At 70.4% G+C, this 22060-nt stretch carries 23 protein-coding genes; 16 read left to right on the top strand and 7 right to left on the bottom strand.

Features of this window, described 5'->3' with window-relative positions:
• Nucleotides 1-15 precede the first annotated feature (15 nt).
• Nucleotides 16-483, top strand: coding sequence for a PTS sugar transporter subunit IIA (locus ACX12L_RS18855; protein WP_094439236.1), 468 nt, complete (start codon nt 16-18; stop codon nt 481-483).
• 25 nt (nt 484-508) lie between these two features.
• The gene (gene hprK, locus ACX12L_RS18850) at nt 509-1462 is read left to right on the top strand and encodes an HPr(Ser) kinase/phosphatase (RefSeq protein ID WP_459263973.1); all 954 of its coding nucleotides are present in this window, start codon (nt 509-511) and stop codon (nt 1460-1462) included.
• 7 nt (nt 1463-1469) lie between these two features.
• Here hprK and fur read toward each other — a convergent pair whose 3' ends face one another.
• Nucleotides 1470-1889 carry a ferric iron uptake transcriptional regulator gene (fur, locus tag ACX12L_RS18845; protein WP_459263972.1) on the bottom strand — a complete coding sequence of 140 codons (420 nt, stop codon included), beginning with the start codon at nt 1887-1889 and terminating at the stop codon, nt 1470-1472.
• A gap of 111 nt (nt 1890-2000) precedes the next feature.
• On the opposite strand from fur, the gene ACX12L_RS18840 reads away from it, so the two are divergent.
• The 4 genes from ACX12L_RS18840 (at nt 2001) to ACX12L_RS18825 (ending at nt 4532) form a co-directional block, all read left to right on the top strand.
• Nucleotides 2001-2543 carry an outer membrane protein assembly factor BamE gene (locus ACX12L_RS18840; protein WP_459263971.1) on the top strand — a complete coding sequence of 181 codons (543 nt, stop codon included), beginning with the start codon at nt 2001-2003 and terminating at the stop codon, nt 2541-2543.
• A gap of 65 nt (nt 2544-2608) precedes the next feature.
• Nucleotides 2609-3430 carry a 4-hydroxy-tetrahydrodipicolinate reductase gene (gene dapB, locus ACX12L_RS18835; RefSeq protein WP_459263970.1) on the top strand — a complete coding sequence of 274 codons (822 nt, stop codon included), beginning with the start codon at nt 2609-2611 and terminating at the stop codon, nt 3428-3430.
• A 7-nt stretch (nt 3431-3437) separates the two neighbouring features.
• On the top strand, nt 3438-4091 hold the full coding sequence (locus ACX12L_RS18830; protein WP_459263969.1) for a MotA/TolQ/ExbB proton channel family protein: 654 nt from the start codon (nt 3438-3440) through the stop codon (nt 4089-4091).
• Nucleotides 4092-4097: 6 nt separating this feature from the next.
• Nucleotides 4098-4532, top strand: coding sequence for an ExbD/TolR family protein (locus tag ACX12L_RS18825; RefSeq protein WP_459263968.1), 435 nt, complete (start codon nt 4098-4100; stop codon nt 4530-4532).
• A gap of 18 nt (nt 4533-4550) precedes the next feature.
• Here the strand turns inward: ACX12L_RS18825 and ACX12L_RS18820 are convergent, their stop codons facing one another.
• The 3 genes from ACX12L_RS18820 to pedF form a co-directional block, all read right to left on the bottom strand.
• Nucleotides 4551-7049 (bottom strand): EAL domain-containing protein, encoded by a 2499-nt coding sequence (locus ACX12L_RS18820; RefSeq protein ID WP_459263967.1) that lies wholly within the window; start codon nt 7047-7049, stop codon nt 4551-4553.
• A gap of 111 nt (nt 7050-7160) precedes the next feature.
• Nucleotides 7161-7574, bottom strand: coding sequence for a hypothetical protein (locus tag ACX12L_RS18815; protein WP_459263966.1), 414 nt, complete (start codon nt 7572-7574; stop codon nt 7161-7163).
• Nucleotides 7575-7777: 203 nt separating this feature from the next.
• Entirely contained in the window at nt 7778-8269 is a 492-nt protein-coding gene (gene pedF / locus ACX12L_RS18810) for a cytochrome c-550 PedF (protein WP_459263965.1), read from the bottom strand.
• Between the two features lie 301 nt (nt 8270-8570).
• Between pedF and ACX12L_RS18805 the strand changes: the two genes are divergently transcribed.
• The 8 genes from ACX12L_RS18805 to ACX12L_RS18770 all read left to right on the top strand — a co-directional run bounded on the left by ACX12L_RS18805 (nt 8571) and on the right by ACX12L_RS18770 (nt 16454).
• Complete coding sequence (locus ACX12L_RS18805) at nt 8571-10538, top strand: sigma-54-dependent Fis family transcriptional regulator (RefSeq protein WP_459263964.1); 1968 nt, start codon at nt 8571-8573, stop codon at nt 10536-10538.
• A 16-nt stretch (nt 10539-10554) separates the two neighbouring features.
• Nucleotides 10555-11082 carry a cytochrome b gene (locus tag ACX12L_RS18800; RefSeq protein WP_459263963.1) on the top strand — a complete coding sequence of 176 codons (528 nt, stop codon included), beginning with the start codon at nt 10555-10557 and terminating at the stop codon, nt 11080-11082.
• A gap of 297 nt (nt 11083-11379) precedes the next feature.
• Entirely contained in the window at nt 11380-13275 is a 1896-nt protein-coding gene (locus ACX12L_RS18795) for a methanol/ethanol family PQQ-dependent dehydrogenase (protein ID WP_459263962.1), read from the top strand.
• A 69-nt stretch (nt 13276-13344) separates the two neighbouring features.
• A complete protein-coding gene (locus ACX12L_RS18790) occupies nt 13345-13938 on the top strand; it encodes a pentapeptide repeat-containing protein (protein ID WP_459263961.1) in 594 nt (197 codons plus the stop codon).
• A gap of 1 nt (nt 13939) precedes the next feature.
• Nucleotides 13940-14449 (top strand): c-type cytochrome, encoded by a 510-nt coding sequence (locus ACX12L_RS18785; protein ID WP_459263960.1) that lies wholly within the window; start codon nt 13940-13942, stop codon nt 14447-14449.
• Between the two features lie 7 nt (nt 14450-14456).
• Entirely contained in the window at nt 14457-14729 is a 273-nt protein-coding gene (gene pqqD / locus ACX12L_RS18780) for a pyrroloquinoline quinone biosynthesis peptide chaperone PqqD (RefSeq protein ID WP_459263959.1), read from the top strand.
• A gap of 133 nt (nt 14730-14862) precedes the next feature.
• The gene (locus ACX12L_RS18775) at nt 14863-15195 is read left to right on the top strand and encodes a c-type cytochrome (protein ID WP_459263958.1); all 333 of its coding nucleotides are present in this window, start codon (nt 14863-14865) and stop codon (nt 15193-15195) included.
• A complete protein-coding gene (locus ACX12L_RS18770) occupies nt 15195-16454 on the top strand; it encodes an FCSD flavin-binding domain-containing protein (RefSeq protein ID WP_459263994.1) in 1260 nt (419 codons plus the stop codon). The genes ACX12L_RS18775 and ACX12L_RS18770 overlap by 1 nt, the downstream gene beginning before the upstream one ends.
• Before the next feature lie 2 nt (nt 16455-16456).
• Here ACX12L_RS18770 and ACX12L_RS18765 read toward each other — a convergent pair whose 3' ends face one another.
• Together ACX12L_RS18765 and ACX12L_RS18760 are read right to left on the bottom strand one after the other, a co-directional pair.
• Complete coding sequence (locus tag ACX12L_RS18765) at nt 16457-16762, bottom strand: hypothetical protein (RefSeq protein ID WP_459263957.1); 306 nt, start codon at nt 16760-16762, stop codon at nt 16457-16459.
• The gene (locus ACX12L_RS18760) at nt 16759-17091 is read right to left on the bottom strand and encodes a c-type cytochrome (protein WP_459263956.1); all 333 of its coding nucleotides are present in this window, start codon (nt 17089-17091) and stop codon (nt 16759-16761) included. The genes ACX12L_RS18765 and ACX12L_RS18760 overlap by 4 nt, the downstream gene beginning before the upstream one ends.
• A 263-nt stretch (nt 17092-17354) precedes the next feature.
• On the opposite strand from ACX12L_RS18760, the gene ACX12L_RS18755 reads away from it, so the two are divergent.
• Nucleotides 17355-18113, top strand: coding sequence for a quinoprotein dehydrogenase-associated SoxYZ-like carrier (locus ACX12L_RS18755; protein WP_459263955.1), 759 nt, complete (start codon nt 17355-17357; stop codon nt 18111-18113).
• On the top strand, nt 18110-19087 hold the full coding sequence (locus tag ACX12L_RS18750; protein WP_459263954.1) for a quinoprotein relay system zinc metallohydrolase 1: 978 nt from the start codon (nt 18110-18112) through the stop codon (nt 19085-19087). Before ACX12L_RS18755 ends, ACX12L_RS18750 begins: the two co-directional genes overlap by 4 nt.
• Nucleotides 19088-19916: 829 nt before the next feature.
• On the opposite strand, the gene ACX12L_RS18745 is transcribed toward ACX12L_RS18750, so the two are convergent.
• Nucleotides 19917-22034, bottom strand: a complete 2118-nt coding sequence (locus ACX12L_RS18745) for a TonB-dependent receptor family protein (RefSeq protein ID WP_459263953.1) — start codon at nt 22032-22034, stop codon at nt 19917-19919.
• Nucleotides 22035-22060: the final 26 nt, after the last annotated feature.

The following is a 22060-nucleotide window of genomic DNA, read 5'->3' as shown; positions in this document are numbered from 1 at the left end:
TCGCTCACTGTGACCATGAATCGACTTGCTTCCATACTGCCTCCCGCACAAGTGCTCGTGAGCGTCGATGCCACTAGCAAAAAACGTGCATTCGAGGAGGCCGGCCTGCTTTTCGAAAGCCAGCACGGCCTGTCCCGGGCCCTGATCACCGACAGCCTTTTCGCGCGCGAGCGCCTGGGCTCCACGGGGCTGGGCCACGGCGTGGCCATTCCGCACGGCCGGATCAAGGGACTGAAGTCGCCCATGGCGGCGGTGTTCCAACTGGCCCAGCCGATAGGCTTCGACGCGCCCGACGAACAGCCCGTGGTGCTGCTGATCTTTCTGCTGGTGCCCGAGGCGGCCACGCAGAAGCACCTGGAGATCCTGTCGGAAATCGCCGAGCTGCTCAGCGACAGCGCGCTGCGCGAACGCCTCAAGAGCTGCACCGACGCCGCCAGCCTGCACGGCATGATCTCGGGCTGGCAATCGGCCCAGAGCGCCTGACGCCACGCCCCAGCCGCCGGCCGCCGTGAAGCCCAACGTCGTCAGCGCCGATGTCCTCTTCGAGGAGTTCCGCACCCTGCTCAAATGGGAGTGGGTGGCGGGGCTGGGCGCTTCGGAGCGGCGCTTCACCGAGGTGGCCGTGCGCGCCGCGCGCTCGGGTGCCGACCTCGTCGGCTACCTCAACTACATCCACCCCTATCGCGCGCAGGTTCTGGGCGAGCGCGAGGTCGCCTACCTGACCAACGCGACGTCCGGGGACTGCAAGCGCCGCATTGCGCGCATCGTCACGCTGGAGCCTCCGGTGCTGGTGCTGGCCGACGGCCAGGCCGCGCCCGAGGAAGTGGTGTCGATGTGCGAGCGCGCGCAGATTCCGCTGTTCGCCACGCGGGAGTCGGCGGCCTTCGTCATCGACGTGCTGCGCGCCTACCTGTCCAAGCACTTCGCCGACCGCACCACCATGCACGGCGTGTTCATGGACATCCTGGGCCTGGGCGTGCTCATCACGGGCGAATCGGGCCTGGGCAAGAGCGAACTGGGGCTGGAGCTGATCTCGCGCGGCCACGGCCTGGTGGCCGACGACGCGGTGGACCTGTACCGCATCAACCAGACCACCATCGAGGGCAAGTGCCCCGACCTGCTGCAGAACCTGCTCGAGGTGCGCGGCATCGGCCTGCTGGACATCCGCGCCATCTTCGGCGAGACGGCCGTGCGCCGCAGGATGCGCCTGAAGCTCATCGTGCACCTGGTGCGCAAGGAAACCCTGGAGCGCGACTACGAGCGCATGCCCTACGAGCCGCTCACGCAGGACGTGCTGGGCGTGCCCGTGCTCAAGGTGGTGATCCAGGTGGTGGTCGGGCGCAACATCGCCGTGCTGGTCGAGGCCGCGGTGCGCAACACCATCCTGCAGTTGCGCGGCATAGACACCTACCAGGAATTCGTCGAGCGCCACCGCCGCGCCATGGAAGGCGGCGGCACCTGACCGTGCATCAGCGCTTCTTGGCGCAGTTGGCGCACTGGCCGTACAGGGCCATGGAATGGTCCTGTATGACCCAGCCCTTGGCCTGGGCGATCAGGTTCTGGCGCTTCTCGATCTCGGGGTCGTAGAACTCCTCGACCTTGCCGCAGGCCGTGCACACGAAGTGGTCGTGGTGCTGGCCCTCGTTGAGCTCGTAGACGGCCTTGCCGCTCTCGAAGTTGCTGCGGATCAGGATGCCGGCCTGCTCGAACTGCGTGAGCACGCGGTAGACGGTGGCCAGGCCGATGTCCGAGCGCTCGTCCAGCAGCACGCGGAACACATCCTCGGCCGTCATGTGGCGCTGGGCGCCCTTCTGGAAGATCTCCAGGATCTTCAGCCGGGGCAGCGTCGCCTTCAGGCCGGTGCTCTTGAGTTCGTCGATGTTCGTCATGACAAGGTCCTTCGTGTGCCAGGGCGAAATCATGGATGGCGTGCCCCGCAGGCCTGGCGCCAGGCCCGGGCCGCTACAATGGACCGGATCATATCCCCTATGCCTAAACCCATGTCTGCTCCCGCCCGTTGGGGCGCCCGCCGGGGCGCCATAGTGTTGCTGGCCGCCGCGCTGGCCGGTTGCGCGGGCACCGGCGAGCGCCTGTCGAACGTCGTCACGCCCTACAAGGTGGCCGTGGTGCAGGGCAACTTCGTCTCGCGCGAGCAGGTGCAGATGCTGCAGCCCGGAATGGGGCGCCAGCAGGTGCGCGAGATCCTGGGCACGCCGCTCATGGTGAGCGTGTTCCACGGCGACCGCTGGGAATACGTCTTCACGCTCAAGCGCCCGGGCGTGGAGGCGCAGACGCGCAAGCTCACCGTGTTCTTCAAGGACAACGTGATGGACCGCGTCGAAGGCGACGAGATGCCCTCCGAGTCCGAATTCGTGGCCTCGCTCACCTCCAAGGTGTCCAAGCCCAAGGTGCCCCAGCTGGAGGCCACCGAGGCGCAGCTGGCGCGCTTCCCCAAGGCCGAGTCCGCTGCGCCCGAGCCGTCCGCTGCGCCCGCCGCGCCGCCCGTCGCGAGCTACCCGCCGCTGGAATCGCCGCGCCGCTGAGACTCCGCCCGCGGCCCGCCCCTGGCCGCGCCGCGGAGCCCGTTCCGTTTTGATTGCGAGCTGACATGACCTCATCCTCTTCCGTACCCCGCCGCGTGGCCGTCGCCGGCGCCAGCGGCCGCATGGGCCGCATGCTCATCGAGGCGATCCAGGCGAGCGGCGACTGCGTGCTGGCCGGTGCGCTGGACCTGCCCGCCAGCCCCGCCGTGGGCCAGGACGCCGCCGCCTTCCTGGGCCGCGCGAGCGGCGTGGCCATCACCGCCGACCTGCGCGAGGGGCTGAAGGACGCCGACGTGCTGATCGACTTCACGCGCCCCGAGGGCACGCTGGCCCATGCGGCCGTGTGCGCCGAGCTGGGCGTGCAGATGGTCATCGGCACCACGGGCTTCTCCGACGCGCAGAAGGCCGGCATGGAGGCCGCCGCGCGCAAGGTGGCCATCGTGCTCGCGCCCAACATGAGCGTGGGCGTGAACGTCACGCTCAAGCTGCTGCAGATGGCCGCGCAGGCGCTCGCCACGGGCTACGACATCGAGATCATCGAGGCGCACCACAAGCACAAGGTGGACGCGCCCTCGGGCACGGCCCTCAAGATGGGCGAGGTCATTGCCGAGGCCCAGGGCACGCTTCTCGCCGACCGCGCCGTGTACGAGCGCTACGGCTACACGGGCGAGCGCAAGGAGGGCAGCATCGGCTTTGCCACCGTGCGCGGCGGCGACATCGTGGGCGATCACACCGTGCTGTTCGCCGGCACCGGCGAGCGCGTGGAGATCACGCACAAGTCCAGCAGCCGCGCCGGCTACGCGCAGGGCAGCCTGCGCGCCGTGCGCTTCCTGGCCGGGCAGCGCGCGGGCATGTTCGACATGTTCGACGTGCTGAACCTCAAGTAGCCGCCCCATGGACGGCATGCGCTGGCTGCACCAGGGCGACGCGGTCACGCAGGGGCTGGCGTTGCTGCTGCTCGCCATGTCGGTGGCCAGCTGGGTCGTCATCCTCTGGAAGCTGCGCCTGATGTGGCGCGCCCGCGTGGACGTGCCGCGCAGCACGGCCGCGTTCTGGCAGTCGCCGTCGCTCGCCGCCGGGCTCGAACGCCTGCCGCCCTTCGACCGCGAGGCGCTGGTGCTGCCGCTGGTGCGCGCCGCCGCGCAGGTGGCGCGCTCCGGCTCGGGCGCCGCGCTGGCCGACCAGGGCGCTGTTGCCCAGCGCCTCACGCGCGCGCTGCGCGATGCCCTGCACGGCGTGCTGGGCCGGCTGCAGTTCGGCCAGGTGCTGCTCGCCACCGTGGGCTCGACCGCGCCCTTCGTGGGGCTGCTGGGCACCGTGTGGGGCATCCACCATGCGCTCGGGGCGCTCGCGGGCGCCGAGCAGATCACCATCGAACGCCTGGCCGGCCCCGTGGGCGAGGCGCTCGTCATGACCGCCGCGGGCCTGTCGGTGGCGATCCCCGCCGTGCTGGCCTACAACTGGTTCGGCCGCGCCATCGGCCGCATCGAGGCCGACCTCGAAGGCTTCGCGCGCGACCTGCGCGAGCTGGTCGCCGCCGCAGGCTGAGCCGCCATGGCATTCGGCCGGCTGGAGCGCACCCGGGGCCCCGAGCCCATGAGCGAGATCAACGTCACCCCGCTCGTGGACGTGATGCTGGTGCTGGTGGTCATCTTCATCCTCACCGCGCCGCTCCTGGCCAACTCCATCCGCCTGGAGCTGCCGCGCGCCCAGGGTACGCAGCCGGGCGCGGCGCCGCAGTCCGTCACAGTGTCCGTGGACAGGTCGGGCCAGGCCTTCCTCGACGGCGAGGCGCTGGCGCGGGACGCGCTGGCCGCGCGCCTCAAGGACATCGCCGCGCGCCGGCCCGACACCGAGGTGCAGCTGCGCGCCGACGCGGCCGTGCCCTATGGCCGCGTGGTGGAGCTCATGGGCGCGGCACAGGCCGTGGGGCTGTCGCGCATCGGCTTCGTGGCCGAGCCGGTGCGGGCGGAGCCATCGAGGAAATAGCTTGCCGCCCGGGCTGCGTCATCCTCCCCGCAGCCAGGATTCCAGCGCATCCGCGGGCACGGGCGGCGACAGCAGGTAGCCCTGGAGTACGGCGCAGCCTTGCTCGGTCAGGAACTGGCGTTGGGCGGGCGTTTCCACGCCCTCGGCGACCACGGACAGGTCCAGCCCGCGCGCGATGTGCAGCACGGCGGAGGTCAGCGAGCGGGCGGTGGCGCTGGTCTCGATGTCCTGCACGAAGCTCCTGTCGAGCTTGATCTCGCCGATCGGCAGGCGGTGCAGCGAGCCCAGGCTGGAGTAGCCGGTGCCGAAGTCGTCCAGCGACAGCGCGATGCCGCGCTCGCGCACGGCGCGCGCGGTGGCGAGCACGGCCGGGTCGGGCGTGAGCATGACGGCCTCGGTGATCTCCACCGTCAGATCCGCGGGCCGCAGGCCGTGGGCCGCGAGCGTGCCGGCCAGCATGTCCGGCAGGGCGGGGTCGAGGAAGCTGCCGGCCTCGATGTTGACCGACACGCGCGGCACGGCCACGCCGCGCCCGCGCCAGTCGGCCATCTGGCGGCAGGCTTCCTGCAGCACCCATTGCGTGAGGGCGTCGAGCAGGCCGCACTCCTCGGCCGCCTCCACCACGCGCGGCGGCGGGATGGGGCCGTGCTGCGGGTGCGTCCAGCACAGCAGCGCCTCCACGCCGTGCAGGGTCTCGCCGCGCATCTGGGGCTGGTAGTGCAGGGCCAGGCCTGCGGTGCGCAGCGCCGTGCGCAGGTCGGCCTCCAGGCGCGAGCGTTCCTGCGCCTGGTCGTTCATCGCGGCGCTGTAGAAGCGGTAGCACTGGCCACCCGCGCTCTTGGCCTGGTACATCGCCATGTCGGCGCAGCGCAGCAGGCTGTCGGCGTCTGCGCCGTCCTCGGGGTACATGGCGATGCCCAGGCTGGCGCCGGGGTACAGCGTGGTGCCTTCGGCCTCCACGGGCCGGGCGATGGCGGCGAGCAGCCGGTCGGCCGCGGCGGTCGCCTGGCTGGCGCCGCACTGCGGCAGCACGAGCACGAATTCGTCGCCGCCCATGCGCGCGGCCACGTCGCCGGCGCGGGCGCTGTCCTGGAGCCGGGCGGCCACGGCACCGAGCAGCGCGTCGCCCGCGGGGTGGCCCTGCGTGTCGTTGACCTGCTTGAATCGGTCGAGGTCGATGAACAGCAGCGCCAGCGGCGTGCCGCTGCGCCGCGCTTCGTGCAGCCTGCGCTCGGCCTGCGTGCGCAGCATGCTGCGGTTGGCCAGGCCCGTGAGCGCGTCGTAGTAGGCGAGCTGGTGGATGTGGGCGCGCTCGCGTTCGCGCTCCAGCAGCAGGGCGCACAGGTGCAGGCCCATGTCCACCAGGCGCTCGTGCAGCGCGTCGGGGCCGCGCGGCTCGCGGTAGTAGAAGGCCAGGGTGCCGAGCACGGTGCCGTCGCGTGCCTTGACGGGGTTCGACCAGCAGGCCCGCAGGCCGTGGCCGGTGAACGCCTGCTGCACGGGTGCCCAGCGCGGGTCGGTCGCGATGTCGGCGGACAGCGCCGGCCGGCCCGTGGCCGCAGCCGCGCCGCAGCAGCCGACCTCGGGGCCGATGGGCACGCCGTTGGTCAGGGCCTCGATCTCGGGCGACATGCTGGGCGCGGCGAGCACGCGCAGGCAGCCGTCGGCGTCCACCTCCAGCAGCGTGGCGGTGACTTCGGGCGCGATGCGCTCGATCTCGCGGCACAGCAGCATGGCCACGTCGTGCAGCGGCGCGTTGTGCGCCATCGCATCCAGCACCTTGTGCTGGAGCACTTCGTGCATCTTGGTGTGCGTGATGTCGGTGAGCACGAACACGATGTGTTCCAGCTCGCCCGCGGCGCCGCGCACCGGGTTCATCATGACCGAGGCCCAGAGCGGGCGCCCGTCGCTCGTGTAGAGCAGCAGCTGGGTCAGCATCTCCTGCCCGGCCTCGGCGCAGGCGCGCAGGGCATCGACGGTGTGCGTGTCGGTGTGTGGCCCGCAGGCCAGTTCAGGCAGCAGCCGCCCGGTCGCCTGGGCGCTGGCGAAGCCCAGCAGCCGCGTGAAGCCCGCATTCACGTAGGTGATGCGCCGGCCGGCATCGGCCACGACCATGCCGCTGCCGCTGCGGTCGGCGACGAGCGAGAGCTGGCGCAGGTGCTGCTGCTGCGCGCGCTGGGCCGTCACGTCCTTGAGGAAGGCGGTGTAGAGCACGCGCGCGCCGATCACCACGCGGGAAATCGACATCGACGCCCACAGCCGCGTGCCGTTGCGGCGCTCCACCGGCACGTCGCGCGAAGTGCCCACGATGCGGTTGACGCCCGTGGTGCGGTTGGTGTTCACGTAACCGTCGTGCGCCTCGCGGATGCCCGGCGGCACCAGCATGCCGACGTTGCGGCCCAGCACCTCGGCGCGCGGCCAGCCCCACAGGGCCTCGGCCGCCGCGTTGAGCAGCACCACGCGGTTGTGCTCGTCGATGACGACCACGGCGTCGACGGCCTGCTCCAGCGTTTGCACCAGGAGCTGCCCATGCAGATCCTGATCCGTGGGGGCTGAGCCGGGAAGGATGGGAGGAAGCACGGCGGAGTACGTAACTGTTGGTTGCGTAACTATTGTATTGCTTGCTTCTTATTTCCGGGCAATGGAAAGTCCGATGCCCGCCGCCCGCGGGGCGCGGCGTGCCGCGATGCCCTGGAAGGCCGATTGCAATTCCCGCAGCAGGGCGCGGCCCGCCAGCGGGAGCACGCATGGATCCATGCGGCGAACGGTGATGTCTCTGGTTTGCATGTTTTTCAATCGACCGCCAGCGGCTGCGGCCCGCAGAATTGTGCGGGCGGCGTGGCGCGGATCGATGTGACTTGTAGTTACATGAATATACGACCAGCCGTTTCTTTTTGGATAAAACGTTGCCAAATGTTGACAGTGTTTGACGCTCGTATCGCATGGTTTTGATGGTAGATGCCGACAGATGTGATGCGCGTCAAGAATTTGGTGGGGTTGCGGGTCGCCGCGCACTCCGGGCCGCATGTAACCGGCCATCAAGAGAAGAGGTTCCCGGTGCCTGCCTGGCAGGGATTCCCGATGGTTCCATGAAGGCCCGAGCAGGCCTGGCCGCGGCGCGGGCTGGCGATGCGCCTGGCGCAGATTGCGGCTGCGCGCCGACGGTCCGCCGCCCCATGGCCGTTGAAATCATGGATGCGGCGCGGCTCGCAGGCCTGCGGCGCAAGCAGGCAAGCCGGGGCCCGTCATTGCCCGCGCCGCACCTCCAGGTAGGTGCGTATGGCCCAGATCGCCTCCTGCGACAGCGTGCCCTCGAAGGGCGGCATGTAGACGCGCCCGTCGCGCGTACGCCCGCGCCTGACCGTGCCGAGGTAATAGTCGTCCATGTCGGTGTAGCAGGCGGCTTTCTTGCCGGCATCGGCCAGGCCGCTGCATTCCTCGTCGAACTTGCGCAGGTCCGGGGCGATGCCGCCCGAGACGGCCTCCAGGCCATGGCAGCGGGCGCAGTTCTGGTTGTAGGCCGAGCTGCCGATGCGCAAGGCCTCCTTTTGCGCGGCGCTCTTGCTGTAGGGGTTGGCCTCCAGCCATTTGCTGCCCAGTTGCGGCAGGCTGCTGGTGTCCACGGCCTGCGGCACCACATCGCCGTGGGCCATGGCACCCGCTGCGCTGCAGGCCAGGGCCAGGGCCAGCAACCGGTGCAGCGGGCGTTGCGGAAAACGTGGGGAAATGACGCGCATGGATGTCTCCTGTCAGGGAAAAGGGGGGATTCCCCTGCAGCGAAGCAATATGCGGACCAGACCGGAGCGTCTGCACATGGGGCAATGCACGGGTGAAGGCCGTGCCGCGGGGTGTTGCAGCCTGGAGCAATCAGGCGCGGTGCGGGTTGGAACACTTTTTGCAGGCAACGGTTGCGAGGGCATGGACGGAAAATGCCCGGGATCCCAGGAGGCCTTGTGATATCTGTGCACATGCGCCAAGCTTTCTGGCGCATGGCGCACTAAAAAACCGGGTCCATCGATGCCCGGATCTGGAGACATGATGAGCATCCCTTTTTCTGGCCCGCCGGCACAGCCGCAGGGGCCGGCCCAGGATTACGCAGAGGTCATAGGCAAGGCGCACCGGCGTTCCCAGCGCTATGGCGTGGTTGCCCGGGAAAGGCCGGACTTCTCCACGCTGGCGCAGTGCGATCTCAGCGACGTGGTGGAGGGCAACCGCTTTCTGTTCCAGTACGCCGAGCCGGTCATGGAGACGCTGTACGAGCAGATCGCCAACACCCACAGCATGGTGCTGCTGACCACCGCGCAGGGGCTGGTGCTGCACTCCCTGGGGGACAAGGATTTCCTGGAAAAGGCCTCCCGCGTCGCCCTGGCGCCTGGCGTGGACTGGTCGGAGAAGGCCAAGGGCACCAATGCCATAGGCACTGCCTTGAGCGAGGAGACGGCGGTCACGGTGCACGGCGAGCAGCACTACATGCACGCCAACCACGCGCTGACCTGCTCGTGCGCGCCGATTTTCAATCCCCATGGCCAGGTCGTCGGCGCGCTGGATGTCTCCGGCGACCACCGCAGCTACCACCAGCACACCCTGGCCCTGGTGCGCATGTCGGCGCAGATGATCGAGAACCAGATGCTCGCCGGCAGCTTCCCCCAGGCGGTCCGGCTGCACTTCCATGCGCGCCCGGAATTCCTGGGCACCCTGGTCGAGGGCATCGCGGTGTTCACCCCCGAGGGGCGCTTCCTGTCGGCCAACCGCAGCGCCCAGTTCCAGCTGGGCCTGCCCTTCAGCGCCCTGCAGGCGCGCACCTTTTCCTCGCTGTTCGACCTGCCGATGTCAGCCCTGCTGGAGCTGTTCGGCGGGGCTTCGCATGCGCCCAGGCAGCTGCACCTGCACAGCGGCGTCTCCGTCTGGTGCCGGGCCGACGTCAAGCCGGCCGGCCCCTGGGCGGCCCCCACGTTTGCCGAGCGGTCCGTCGCGGAGCAGGGCGGCGCGGCGCCCGCGCGCAAGGCGCAGCTGTCGTCGCTGCAGTACCTGGACACGGGCGACACCCAGGTCGCGGCGGTGATCCACAAGCTGCGCAAGGTGGTGGACCGCGACATACCGGTGATGATCCTGGGCGAGACCGGCACCGGCAAGGACCTGCTGGCCCGGGCGTTCCACAACGATTCCGCGCGGGCGCGCCAGCCCTTCGTGGCGGTCAACTGCGCGTCCATTCCCGAATCCTTGATCGAGGCCGAGCTGTTCGGCTACGAGGAGGGAGCCTTCACCGGCGCGCGCAAGAAGGGCGCCGTCGGAAAGATCGCCCAGGCCCACGGCGGCACCCTGTTCCTCGACGAAATCGGCGACATGCCCAGGCATCTGCAGGCGCGGCTGCTGCGCGTGCTGCAGGAGCGGCGCATCAGTCCCCTGGGGGCGGGCAAGGAGGTGGACGTGGACGTGGCGGTGGTCTGCGCCACCCACAAGAACCTCAAGGACCTGATCGCGCGCGGTGACTTCCGCGAGGACTTGTACTACCGCCTGAACGGCCTGGTGGTGCGCCTGCCGGCGCTGCGCGAGCGCACGGATTTCGACTGCGTGGTCAGGAAGCTGCTCAAGTCGCTGTGCGACGGCGGGCTGCACGTCGGCATCTCGGAGCCCGTCATGGCGCTGTTCCGGCGCTACCACTGGCCCGGCAACGTGCGCCAGCTGCACAACCTGCTGCGCACGGCGGTGGTCATGGTGGGCCGCGAGGGGCAGATCGCGCCCGGGCATCTGCCCGACGACTTCCTGGAGGAGCTGCAGGCGGTGCGGGCGCCCGTGCGCGCGCTGCCCGCAGACGCCCCGCCGGCCGGCCCGGGCGGCGATGCCGGCCCCGACAGCCACAGCCTGCAGGACGTCACCCTCCATGCCATGGCACAGATGTTGCAGCTGCACAAGGGCAATGTGTCGGCGGCGGCCAAGGCCCTGGGTGTTTCCCGCAACACCATCTACCGCAAGAAGAACCTGCTGCCGCCGGACTTGCTGAACTGACTTCGGAAGGCAGGCGATGGCGCACACCGCGAGATACGACCGCTTCTCGGTCTGGCTGCACTGGCTGATGGCCGCCCTGCTGCTGGCCGAAATCGCCCTGGGCCTGTGGATGCAGGGCCTGCCCAAGGGCGGCGGCGGCCTGCGGGCCTACTGGTTCAACGTCCACAAGTCCGTGGGCATGCTGCTGGGCCTGTTGCTGCTGGTGCGCCTGGGCTGGATGGCCGTGCGCCCGCGCGTGCCGGCCGTGCCCATGGCGGCCGCCATGCGGCTGCTGGCGCGGGCCGGCCATGGCCTGCTGTATGCGCTCATGCTGGTCATGCCCCTGTCCGGCTTCCTGGGCTCGGTGTTCTCGGGCTACCCGATACGGTTCTTCGGCCTGCAGCTGCCGCAGCTGGCCCAGCGCTGGGAGCCGGCCAAGGAGCTGCTCGCCGGCGTGCACCAATGGGCGGCCTATGCCCTGATCGTGCTGACGGCGCTGCATGTGCTGGCCTTCCTGCACCACCAATTCATCCTCAAGGACGGGCTGATCCTGCGCATGCGCTGATGCGCGCTGGCGCAGGTCTTCAAAAACAGTAGCTGCTTGCGCTGTATCCACGGGAGTTTCAGGTCTTTTTGGACTGAAAACCTCATGGATACGGCGCAAGCAGCTATTTCTTTTGATGGCCGGCCCCGGCTGTCCGCCCGGCTGCTCCTGAAAGGAACAGTGCCGGCCCATCGTTCGCTCCACATTTGAACGCCGCGCCCGGCGAACTGCCTGCCCCCGGCAGAGGCCACCCGTTGGCATGCCCTTTGCATTGGCTCCTGCGTGATTCATCCACCACAACACAAGGAGCACACCAGCATGTCCACCACGCCCGCCCGCAGCCCGCGCCCGAGCCGCATCGGCTTGGCCTTGGCCGCCACCCTGGCGCTGACCGCCCAGGCCGCCAGCGTCAAGCCCGTCACCTGGGAAGACATCGCCAACGACCACAAGAGCACCGGCGACGTGCTGACCTACGGCCTGGGCCTGACGGCGCAGCGCTACAGCCCCCTGAAAACCCTGAACGCGAAGAACGTCGCGGGCCTCGTGCCGGTGTGGAGCTACTCCTTCGGCGGCGAGAAGCAGCGCGGCCAGGAGGCGCAGGCGCTGGTGCACGACGGCGTGATCTACGTCACCGCCTCGTACTCGCGCTTCGTGGCGCTCGATGCGCGCAGCGGCAAGCGCCTGTGGACCTACGAGCACCGCCTGCCCGAGGACATCCGCCCCTGCTGCGACGTGGTCAACCGCGGCCCCGCCATCTATGGCGACAAGGTCTTCTTCGGCACGCTGGACGCGCGCGTCGTGGCGCTGGACCGCGCCACCGGCAAGGTGGTGTGGAACGAGAAGTTCGGCGACCACAAGGTGGGCTACACCATGACCGGCGCGCCCTTCATCGTGAAGGACCGGAAGACCGGCAAGGTGCTGCTGGTGCATGGCTCCTCGGGCGACGAATTCGGCGTGGTCGGCTGGCTCTACGCGCGCGACCCCGACACCGGCAAGGAAGTGTGGGCACGCCCCATGGTCGAAGGCCACGTGGGGCGCCTGAACGGCCAGCCCAGCACCCCCACGGGCGACCCCAAGGCGCCCACCTGGCCCAACGACCCGAACAGCCCCACGGGCAAGGCCGAGGCCTGGAGCCAGGGCGGCGGCGCGCCGTGGCAGACCGCGAGCTTCGACGTGGAGACCAACACCATCGTCGTGGGCACCGGCAACCCCGCGCCGTGGAACACCTGGAAGCGCACCGCCAAGGGCGACGACCCGCGCAACTGGCCCAGCCTGTACACCTCGGGCCAGGCCTACGTCGATCCCTCGACGGGCGACCTCAAGGGCTTCTTCTCGCACACGCCCAACGACGCCTGGGACTTCTCGGGCAACAACTCGGTGCTGCTGTTCGACTACAAGGACGCGAAGACGGGCAAGACCGTCAAGGCCTCGGCGCACGCCGACCGCAACGGCTTCTTCTTCGTCACCAACCGCGAGAAGCTCGCCCGGGCCGACGGCGGCCACCCCTGGAAGCAGAACGCCATCATCAACGCCTGGCCTTTCGTCGACGGAATCACCTGGGCCAAGGGCTTCGACCTCAAGACCGGCCTGCCGATCGAGAACAACAACCGCCCGCCCGAGCCCAAGGAGGGCGAGGAAAAGGGCGACAGCATCTTCGTCTCGCCCCCGTTCCTCGGCGGCACGAACTGGATGCCCATGAGCTACAGCCCCGACACCGGCCTGTTCTACATCCCCGCCAACCACTGGGCCATGGACTACTGGTCCGAGCACATCACCTACAAGGCGGGCGCGGCCTACCTGGGCCAGGGCTTCCGCATCAAGAAGCTGCACGACGACCACGTGGGCACGCTGCGCGCCATCAACCCGCAGACGGGCAGGATCGAGTGGGAGCACAAGGAGCAGTTCCCGCTGTGGGCGGGCACGCTGACCACGGGCGGCGGCCTGCTGGTGACGGGCACGTCCGACGGCTTCCTGAAAATCTTCGACCAGAAGAACGGCAAGGAGCTGTGGAAGTTCCAGACCGGCTCCGGCATCGTCTCCGTGCCCGTCACCTGGGAGATGGACGGCGAGCAGTACGTCGCCATCCAGTCCGGCTACGGCGGCGCCGTGCCGCTGTGGGGCGGCGACATGGCCGAGCTGACCAAGCAGGTCTCGCAGGGCGGCTCCATGTGGGTGTTCAAGCTGCCCAGGCAGCAACAGGTGGCCAACCGCTGACGCAGCCCCGGCCCGCGCCGCCCCGCGGCGCGGGCCCTTTCCCGGATGTCTTCCCGGATGGGAGTCCCCATGCCTCTTTCCCCCCGTACCCTGCCGGCCCTGGTACTGGCGCTGTGCGCCGGCGCCGCCTGGGCCCAGCCCGCGGGCGACGCGCCCGCCGAACCGCTGGTCATCAACGGCTGCCCCATCTGGCCCTACACGCGCTGCCCCGGCGCCGACCTGCGCCACGCCAGGCTGGTGGGCAAAAACCTCTCGGGCGCCGACCTGCGCGGCGCCGACCTCACGCGCGCCGACCTGCGCGGCGCCAACCTCGCCGTGGCCAACCTGCAGGGCGCCAACCTCACGGGCGCCAGGCTCTCCAAGGCCACGGCGTCCAACGCCGACTTCAGGAACGCCCGCCTGACCGGCACCGACCTGGAGGCCGCGCGCCTGATGCGCGCGGACTTCTCCGGCGCCGAGTTCAACGGCGCCAGCCTGGAGATGGCGCGCCTGAACCATGCCTGGTTCGTCGGCACGCGCTTCATCGCCAACGACCTGCAGGAGGCGAAGTTCGTCGCCACCAACCTGAAGGACGCCGTCTTCGAGGGCAACTTCACCCTCTACACCACGTTCAACGAATCGGCCCTGGACGGCTGCAAGGGCTGCAGCCCGGACTGGAGGTGACATGCACCGCGCCACGCACCGCACCCTCCTGCGCCTGTGCGCCGGCCTGGCGCTGGCGGCCGCCGGCACCGGTGCCCACGCCATCGAGCGCACCGCACCCCAGGTGGACACCTCGGCCCTGCCCGCGCAGGCGCGCACCTGGGCGGAGCCCAACCCCCTGCGCGGCAATGCCCAGGCCATCGCCATCGGGCAAAGCGCCTTCAACCAGAGCTGCGCGCACTGCCACGGCACCGACGCCAACGGCTCGCGCTCCCCGGCGCCCGACCTGCGGCGCATGGGCAAGGTCTGCCTGCGCATCGAGGACGCGGCGCTGCGCCAGCGCTGCCAGGGCGACGCCGATGCGTTCTTCATCCAGTCGCTGCGCTGGGGCAAGCAGAAGTTCGGCATCGTGCACATGCCGCCGTGGGACGGCGTCATCGCCCCCGAGCTGGCCTGGGCGCTGCGCAGCTTCGTCGAGGCCGCGCCGGCGCAGCCTTCCGCGCAGCCCGTGGAGCATGCCGCACGCCCTTGAGAAGCCCATGAACCCTTCCATCGATGTCCCCGCGCTGCCCCGCCTGTCGCGGCGCCTGCGCATGCGGTACGAGGCCGCGCAGCCGGGCTGGGTCCTGCTGTACCCGCAGGGCATGGTGCAGCTCAACGACAGCGCCGCCGAGATCCTGCGCCGCTGCGATGGCAGGCATACGCTGGACGACATCGTCAGCGAGCTGGAGGCCCTGTTCGGCGCCCGGGGCATCGCGCCCCAGGTGCATTCCCTGATCGAGGAGGGCCTGCGCCGTGGCTGGCTCGACTGATTCCATTTCTAAATCAACCGATTACTTTGTCGGCTTCGCTTGCCGTACGGGTTGTACTGTCTGCGCTTCGCCTTCGCGTACTCGATTGATCGAGAAATGGAATGGCGCGATCCGCATGGCTGGCCGGCCTGCCATGAAGCTCCTGCTGATCGGCATGGCCATGCTGCTGCCCCTGGCCGCCCGCCCGGCCGGGGGGGGCGCCCCCAGCGCGCAGGACGTCGCCGTGCTCGCGGGCAACTGCGTCACCTGCCATGGCCCACAGGGGCAGGCGCCCGGGACGGGCGGCTCCATCCCCAGCCTGCGCGGCCGGCCGGCCGGCGTGCTGTGGCAGCGCATGCAGGCCCTCAAGGCCATGAAGACCGGCGCCACGGCCCGGGCCACCATCATGCCCCTGCTGCTGCAAGGCTACGACGATGCCCAGCTGCAGGCCCTGGCCCGGTGGTTCGCCGGCCAGGAGCAGCCATGATGCCCATATCGCGCCGCCAATGGCTGGGCGCGGCCCTTTCCATGCCGGCCCTGGTGCGCGGGCAGGGCGGCGGCGCGCACGTGGTGGTGGTCGGCGGCGGCTTCGGCGGCGCCACGGCGGCGCGCTACCTGCGCCGGTACGCGCCGCAGCTGCGCGTCACGCTGGTGGAGCCGGCGCGCAGCTTCTACACCTGCCCGTTTTCCAACCACTACCTGGCCGGCCTGCGCGGCTGGGACAGCCTGCGCCACGGCTACGACGGCCTGCGCGCGGTGGGCGTGCGGGTGGTGCATGCGCAGGCCGTCGACGTGAACGCCGCGCGGCGCAGCCTGCAGCTGGCCGACGGCAGCCGCCTGCAGTGGGACCGCCTGGTGCTGTCGCCCGGCGTGGACATGCGCTGGAATGCCCTGGAGGGCTACGGCGAGGCCGCCGCCGGGCGCGCCCCGCATGCCTGGAAGGCCGGCGCCCAGACCCGGCTGCTGCGCCGGCAGATGCAGGCCATGGCCGACGGCGGCACCTTCGTCATGGTGATTCCCGACAACCCGTTCCGCTGCCCGCCGGGGCCGTACGAGCGCGCGTCCCTGGTGGCGCACTACTTCAAGCGGCACAAGCCGCGCAGCAAGATCCTGCTGCTCGACGCCAAGAACAACTTCTCCAAGAAGGCCCTGTTCCTGCAGGGCTGGAAGGCCTTGTACGGCGGCATGATCGAATGGGTCAGCCTGGCCGGCGACGGCCAGGTGGTGCGCGTCGATGCCGCCGCGCTGGAGGTGGAGACCGTCTTCGGCGCGCGCCACAGGGGCCAGGTGCTGAACGTGATACCGCCGCAGAAGGCCGGCTTCATCGCCGCGCGCGCCGGCGTCGTCGACGACAGCGGCTGGGCGCCGGTCAGGGGCGAGAACTTCGAGTCCCGGCAGGTGCCGGGCATCCACGTGCTGGGCGATGCGAGCCTTGCCGGCCCCATGCCCAAGTCCGGCTTTGCCGCGAACAACCAGGGCAAGATGGTCGCCGCCGCCCTGGCCGCCGAGCTGCAGGGCCGTCCCCCGCCCGCGGCAAGCTACGCCAATACCTGCTACAGCCTGGTGGGCCCGGGCTACGGCATCTCGGTGGCCGGCGTCTACCGCGCGCAGGAAGGGCGCCTGGTGGACGTGCCGCACACCGTGGGCATCAGCCCCCTGGACGCCGACGCCGCGTTCCGCGCGGCCGAGGCGCGCCATGGGGCCGCCTGGTACGCGGCCATCGGCGCCGACATCTGGGGCGGCTGACGTCAGGCCAGCCTGGCCGCGGCAGCGGCATGGCCCGCCTGCGCGGCGCGCTGGTACAGCGCCCGGGCGCGGCGGCCGTCCGGCGGCTCGCCCAGGCCCTGCTCGGCCATCTGCCCCAGCTGGTAGAGCGCGTCGGCATCGCCGGCGCGGGCCATGGACTCCCACAGCCTGCGCGCGTCGCGGTGATAGCCCAGCCTGCAGGCGGCATGGGCCTTGAGCCGCATGCCCCGCGTGTCGTCCACCGGCGCCAGCGCCATGCGTGCCGCGCCCAGCAGCGTGCAGGGGTGCTGCGGCGGTGCCGGGTTCATGGCCTGGTGGCCAGCACCCAGCCGGCCAGGAGCTTGAGCTCCTGCGCGCTCAGGCTGGGGTGGGCGGGCATGGCGGCGCGGCCCCATTTGCCCTTGGAGCCCATCTGTATGGACTGCGCCAGCGAGGCGGCGGCGTCCTTGTCGCCGGCGTATTTCTCGGCCACCGAGGCGAATGCCGGGCCGACGATTTTTTCCGCGGCCGCATGGCAGCTGTAGCAGCCGTTGGCCTTGGCCAGTTCCATGGCCGCCGCCAGGTCGGTGGAGGCCGCCTGGGCGGCAGCGCCCGCCAGGGCGGCGATCAGGGTACCGAGAGTGAAGACGAAGCGCATGGCAGAACCCGATGAAGCAAAGGTGGGAAGAGGGCGGCAGGCCGCCGCGGCGATGACGCAACGGCCGGTGCAACATCCATGCCAGTTGCCCGGCCCCTTGGGGAGCACGCTGGTGTGGCAGGGCGGGACATTCCGCGCGGCAGGCGTTGCTGCGCGTTGGAACAATCGCCCGCGCCGGGCGCGGGGCGGGCGCTGGTATCGGTCTTGCTTGCGGTGGGCCTGTCCGCCACCGCCCCATTTACCCCATGCTGCAAAGACGACAAATGCTGCTCGCCGGCGCCCTGTGCGGCCTCGGGCCCCTGCATGCCGCGCAGGACGATCCCCTGGGCTCGCCGCAGTGGCCCACGCTGCGCCGGCAATACCTGGACGGCGCGCCGGTGCGCTTCACCGATGCCATGCGGGTACGCACCCCGGCCTTCGCCGACGATGCCCTGAACGTGCCGGTGCAGATCGATGGGCGCGCGCTGGCCGGCACCGGCGGCGGCATCCGGCGCATCCTGGTGCTGGCCGACCGCAACCCGATACGCGAGGTGCTCGGCTTCGAGCCCTTGCGCGCCCTGCCGGTGCTGGCCTTCCGCATGCGCATGGAGCAGGCCTCGCCGGTGCGCGCCCTGGCGCAGACCCATGACGGGCAGTGGCATGCCGGCGGCGTGATGGTCCAGGCAGCGGGCGGGGGCTGCACGGTGCCCGGCGCCAGCCGCGCCGACGGCTCCTGGAGGAACACCCTGAACCAGGTGCAGGCGCGCATCTTCCCCAACGCCATGGAAGGCAGCCGCCGCCTGCGCGTGCGCGTCATGCATCCCATGGATACCGGCCTGGTGGCCGGCATTCCGGCGTTTTACCTGGAGCACCTGGAACTGGCCGATGCCCGGGGCCAGCCCTGGTGGCGCCTGGAGCTGCATGAGCCGGTGTCGGAGAACCCGATCCTCACGCTGGAGCTGCCCGCCGCGGGGCCGCAGGCGTTCCGCCTGCTCGGGCGCGACAACAACGGCAACCGCATCGATGCCGAGGTGCGGGCATGAGGCGCCTGCGCGTGGCCGCGCTGCTGCTGGCCTGCGCCGCCGGCGCGGCGGCGCAAACCGGGGAACCCGCGCCCCCGCGTGTGGATGCGCGCCGGCTCGACTACGGCCTGCAGCCGCGCCGGATAGCGCCCGACACCTGGGTGCTGGAGGGCGCGGTGGAGGACTTCTCGCGCGCCAATGGCTGCAACATCATCAACACCGCCTTCATCGCCACGGGCGAGGGCGTGGTCGTCATCAACACAGGCCCCTCGCGCCTGTACGGCGAGCAGCAGCGCCGCGCCATTGCGCGCGTCACGGACGAGCCGGTGCGCCAGGTGCTGAACCTGAACCTGCACCCCGACTATTTCCTGGGCAACCAGGCCTGGGACGACGTGCCCACGCAGGCCCTGGCGGGCAGCATCGCCGGCATGCGCGCCGAGGGCGCGGCCTACGAGGACAACCTGTACCGCCTGTGCGGTGACTGGATGCGCGCCACCCGTGCCAGCCCGGCGCGCCAGGCGCTGCAGCCGCAGACCTTGCGCCTGGGCCGGCACCGCCTGGAGCTGCGCCGCCTGCACGGGCACACGCCGGACGACCTGGTGCTGCTCGACCACCACACCGGCGTGCTGTTCGCCGGGGGCCTGGTGTTCGCCCGGCGCGTGCCCACCACGCCGCATGCCGACATGGCGGCCTGGCTGGCCAGCCTCGACACCCTGGCGCAGTGGCAGGCGCAGGGACTGTTCCAGACGGTCGTGCCCAGCCACGGGCCGGTGCACGCGGGCCTGCTGGGCATAGAGCAGACGCGCGACTGGCTGCTGTGGCTGCGGCAACTCATGCAGGACGGCGCCGAGCGCGGCATGGACCTGGGCGAGCTGATGCAGCAGCCCGTGCCCGCGCGCTTCGCCCACTGGGGCGCCCAGCCCGCCGAGCTGCGGCGCAGCCTGGCGCAGTGGTATCCGGGCTATGAACAGCGGGCATTGGGGCGGCCCAAGTAGGTTTGGAACGCGTCAAGGGTTTTGGGCTGAATTTGGCTCCTTGGCTTGTCTGGTAAGCGCTTGCAGCTATCTTTTTTGGTTTGGGTTGTGGGTTTTCTATGTCGCTGGCCGGGACTCGCCCCGGCGGGCGACCTACTTTCTTGCCGCGCGGCAAGAAAGTAGGCAAAGAAACGCGCCCTACTGTCTGCGACCCCTCCGCTGCGCTGCGGGGCAACCTGCGGCGCAACGGCTGCGGGGTGCGCCGTGGAACTCACTGCGCTGCTGCGCAGCTCCGTTCGGACAACCACGGCGAGCTAGACAACGAAGCATGCGCGCTCCGACGCGCATGCCACCCCGCAGCCGTCGCGCCGCAGGCGCATACAGAAGGGGGTGGACAGCCACACGGGCCATCGCTGCGCTCGGCCTGGAACGCGCGGGCGCTACGCGCCGCGAAGGCGGGGCCGAGCGTAGCGATGGCCCGTATCGCGGGTTCCCTTCTGGCCGTGCCGAGGAGCGCAGCGCATGGGGTGGGCATGGGCGTCGCAGCGCCCATGCTTCGTGAACTGACTTGCCGCATTTGTCCGAACGGAGCGCGCAGCGCGCAGTGAGTTATGCGGCACACCCCATGCGCGAGCACCGCAGGTTGCCCGTAGCGAAGCGAAGGGTCACGGACAGCAGGGCCGCCTTTTCTTTGCTTACTTTCTTTTGGCGAAGCAAAAGAAAGTGAGTGCGCCGCCGGGCGCACATCCCGGCCAGCCACATGAAACCCCACAATCCAAACCAAAAAAGATAGCTGCAAGCGCTTGCCAGGCAAGCCCTGGAGCCCAATCAAATCCAAAAACATTGAAGCTCAGAACTGGTAGGCAGCACTGACCCCCGCCATCCACTGGCGGCCGGGCGCGGCCTCGTAGAAGCGGCCATTGCTCTCGTTGACGATGACCGAGCCGACGTATTGCCTGTCCGCCAGGTTGTCCACCCGCGCAAAGGCCTTGAGCGTCCAGGCGCCCAGGCGCCGCACATGCTCGCCGCTCAGGCTGGCCACGCCGTAGCCGGGGGAGTACACGCTGTTGCCGTCGTTGGCGGCGATGCGGCCCACCTGGCGCCAGTCCAGGCCCACGTTCCAGTGGTTGTCGGGGCTCCAGTACAGGCCCGCGAAGGCCTGGTGCCTGGCCGTGCCCGCGATGCGCCGGCCGGCGGCGACGCAGCCGCCCTGGGCGTCGCAGAAGCCGTCGCGCAGGCGCGCGTCCAGCAGGGTCAGGGCGGCCTCCAGCCGCCACCGGGGGCCCAACCAGGTGCTGCTGGCGAGCTCCAGGCCGCGGCGCCGCGTCCGGTTGGCGTTCTGGTACGTGGTGCGGCCGCCCGTGCTGGTGGCGACCACGATCTCGTCGTCGGTGAGCGTCTGGAACAGCGCCGCCGTCCAGGTGCCGCGCCAGTCCCGGCCCTGCCAGCGCTGGCGCACGCCCACTTCGGCGCTGGTCGAGGCGGCGGGGCGCAGCTGGAAGTTCAGGCCCGCCAGGCCGCCCGGGCGATAGGAGATTTCGTTGAAGGTGGGCGTCTCGAAGCCGCCCGCCGCAGACGCATAGGCCTGGGTGCTGTCATCGAGCTGGTGCTGCAGCGACACCATGGGCAGCAGCCGGTGGTGGCCGGTCTTGCCGCTGTCGTCGCCATTGCCGGGGGTGACGTACCGGTCGCGCGAGTCGAAGCGCACGTTGCTCCAGCGCACGCCGGCGTCCAGGCTCCAGGCGGGCGCGAAGGCCCAGCTGGCCTGGGCGTAGGGGTCGATGTTGCTCAGGCGGTTGCGCTCGTCGCGGCGCAGGCTGCCCTGGACGCCCAGCTGGCTGCCCTGGAAATTCTCGTAGCCCTTGCGGTCTTCCTCCACCGCGTTGGCCGCCAGCCCCAGCACCCAGTTGACCGCGCCCTGCCGGCGCGTCCAGCGCGCATCCAGGCCGCCGTATCCGCGCTCCAGGTCGATCACGCCGCCGGCGCTGGTGGCGGGCTTCTGCGCGGCCACCGGCATGGACTGGTATTGGGTGATGTGGCGCTGGCCGGCGTAGACCATCAGGCGCAGGCGGTCGGCGCCGCCGATCTGGTGCTCGTGGATCAGCCCGGCCTGGGTCTGGCGCTGGCTTTTGCGCGTGTTGAAGTCCAGCGCCCCCTGGGCGACTGCGCGGTGGTCGGCGGCCCATTGCGCGGGCGTGACGCCGCCCGCGTCCTGGGCGTCCATGTCCACGTGGTTGGCCACCACCGTCCAGTGGCTGTATTCGCCGCTGCTGGTGTCCAGCCGGGCGTTGAGCAGGTTCTTGTCGGCCGTGCTCTGGCGCCGGTAGCCGTCGGTCAGGTAGCGGCTGGCGCTGACGGTGTAGCCTACGCCGCCGCTCTCGCCCGTGGCCTTCAGGCCCAGGCGTTTCTGGCCGTTGCTGCCCATGGCGAAGCTGCTGTGCAGCTGCGGCGGGCCCTCGCCGCGCTCGGTGTAGGCCTGTATCACGCCGCCCGAGGCGTTGCCGTACAGCGTGGAGTAGGGGCCGCGCAGGACTTCCAGGCGCTCCAGCGACGACAGGTCGATGTGGTTGGCCTGGCCCTGGCCGTCGGGCATGGTGGCCGGGATGCCGTCCATGTACACCTGTATGCCGCGCACGCCGAAGGTCGATCGGGCCCCATGGCCGCGGATCGACAGCTGCAGGTCCTGCGCGTAGTTCTGGCGGTTCTGTATCAGCATGCCGGGCACGCTGCCCAGCGACTCCGACAGGTTCACCTGCCATTGGCGTTCGCGCAGCTGCTGCCCGTCCACCACGGTGACGGCGGCGGGGGCCTTCTCCACGGTTGTGGGCGACAGGACGCTGCGCACCGTGACTTCGGGCAGGGCAGGGGCCGCGGCCTCCTGCGCCGCCGCGCCCTGGGCGCACAGCAGGCCGCAGAGCGCGGCGCGCAGCGGCCGGCCGGCGGCCGTGCAGAGCTGGTTCGAATGCATGCTCCACTCCTTCTCATGGTGGCGGC

The sequence above is a fragment of the Alicycliphilus sp. T452 genome (assembly GCF_054512775.1).
The sequence above is the reverse complement of the archived record's forward strand: the minus strand, read 5'-3'. Positions and strand labels throughout refer to the sequence as shown.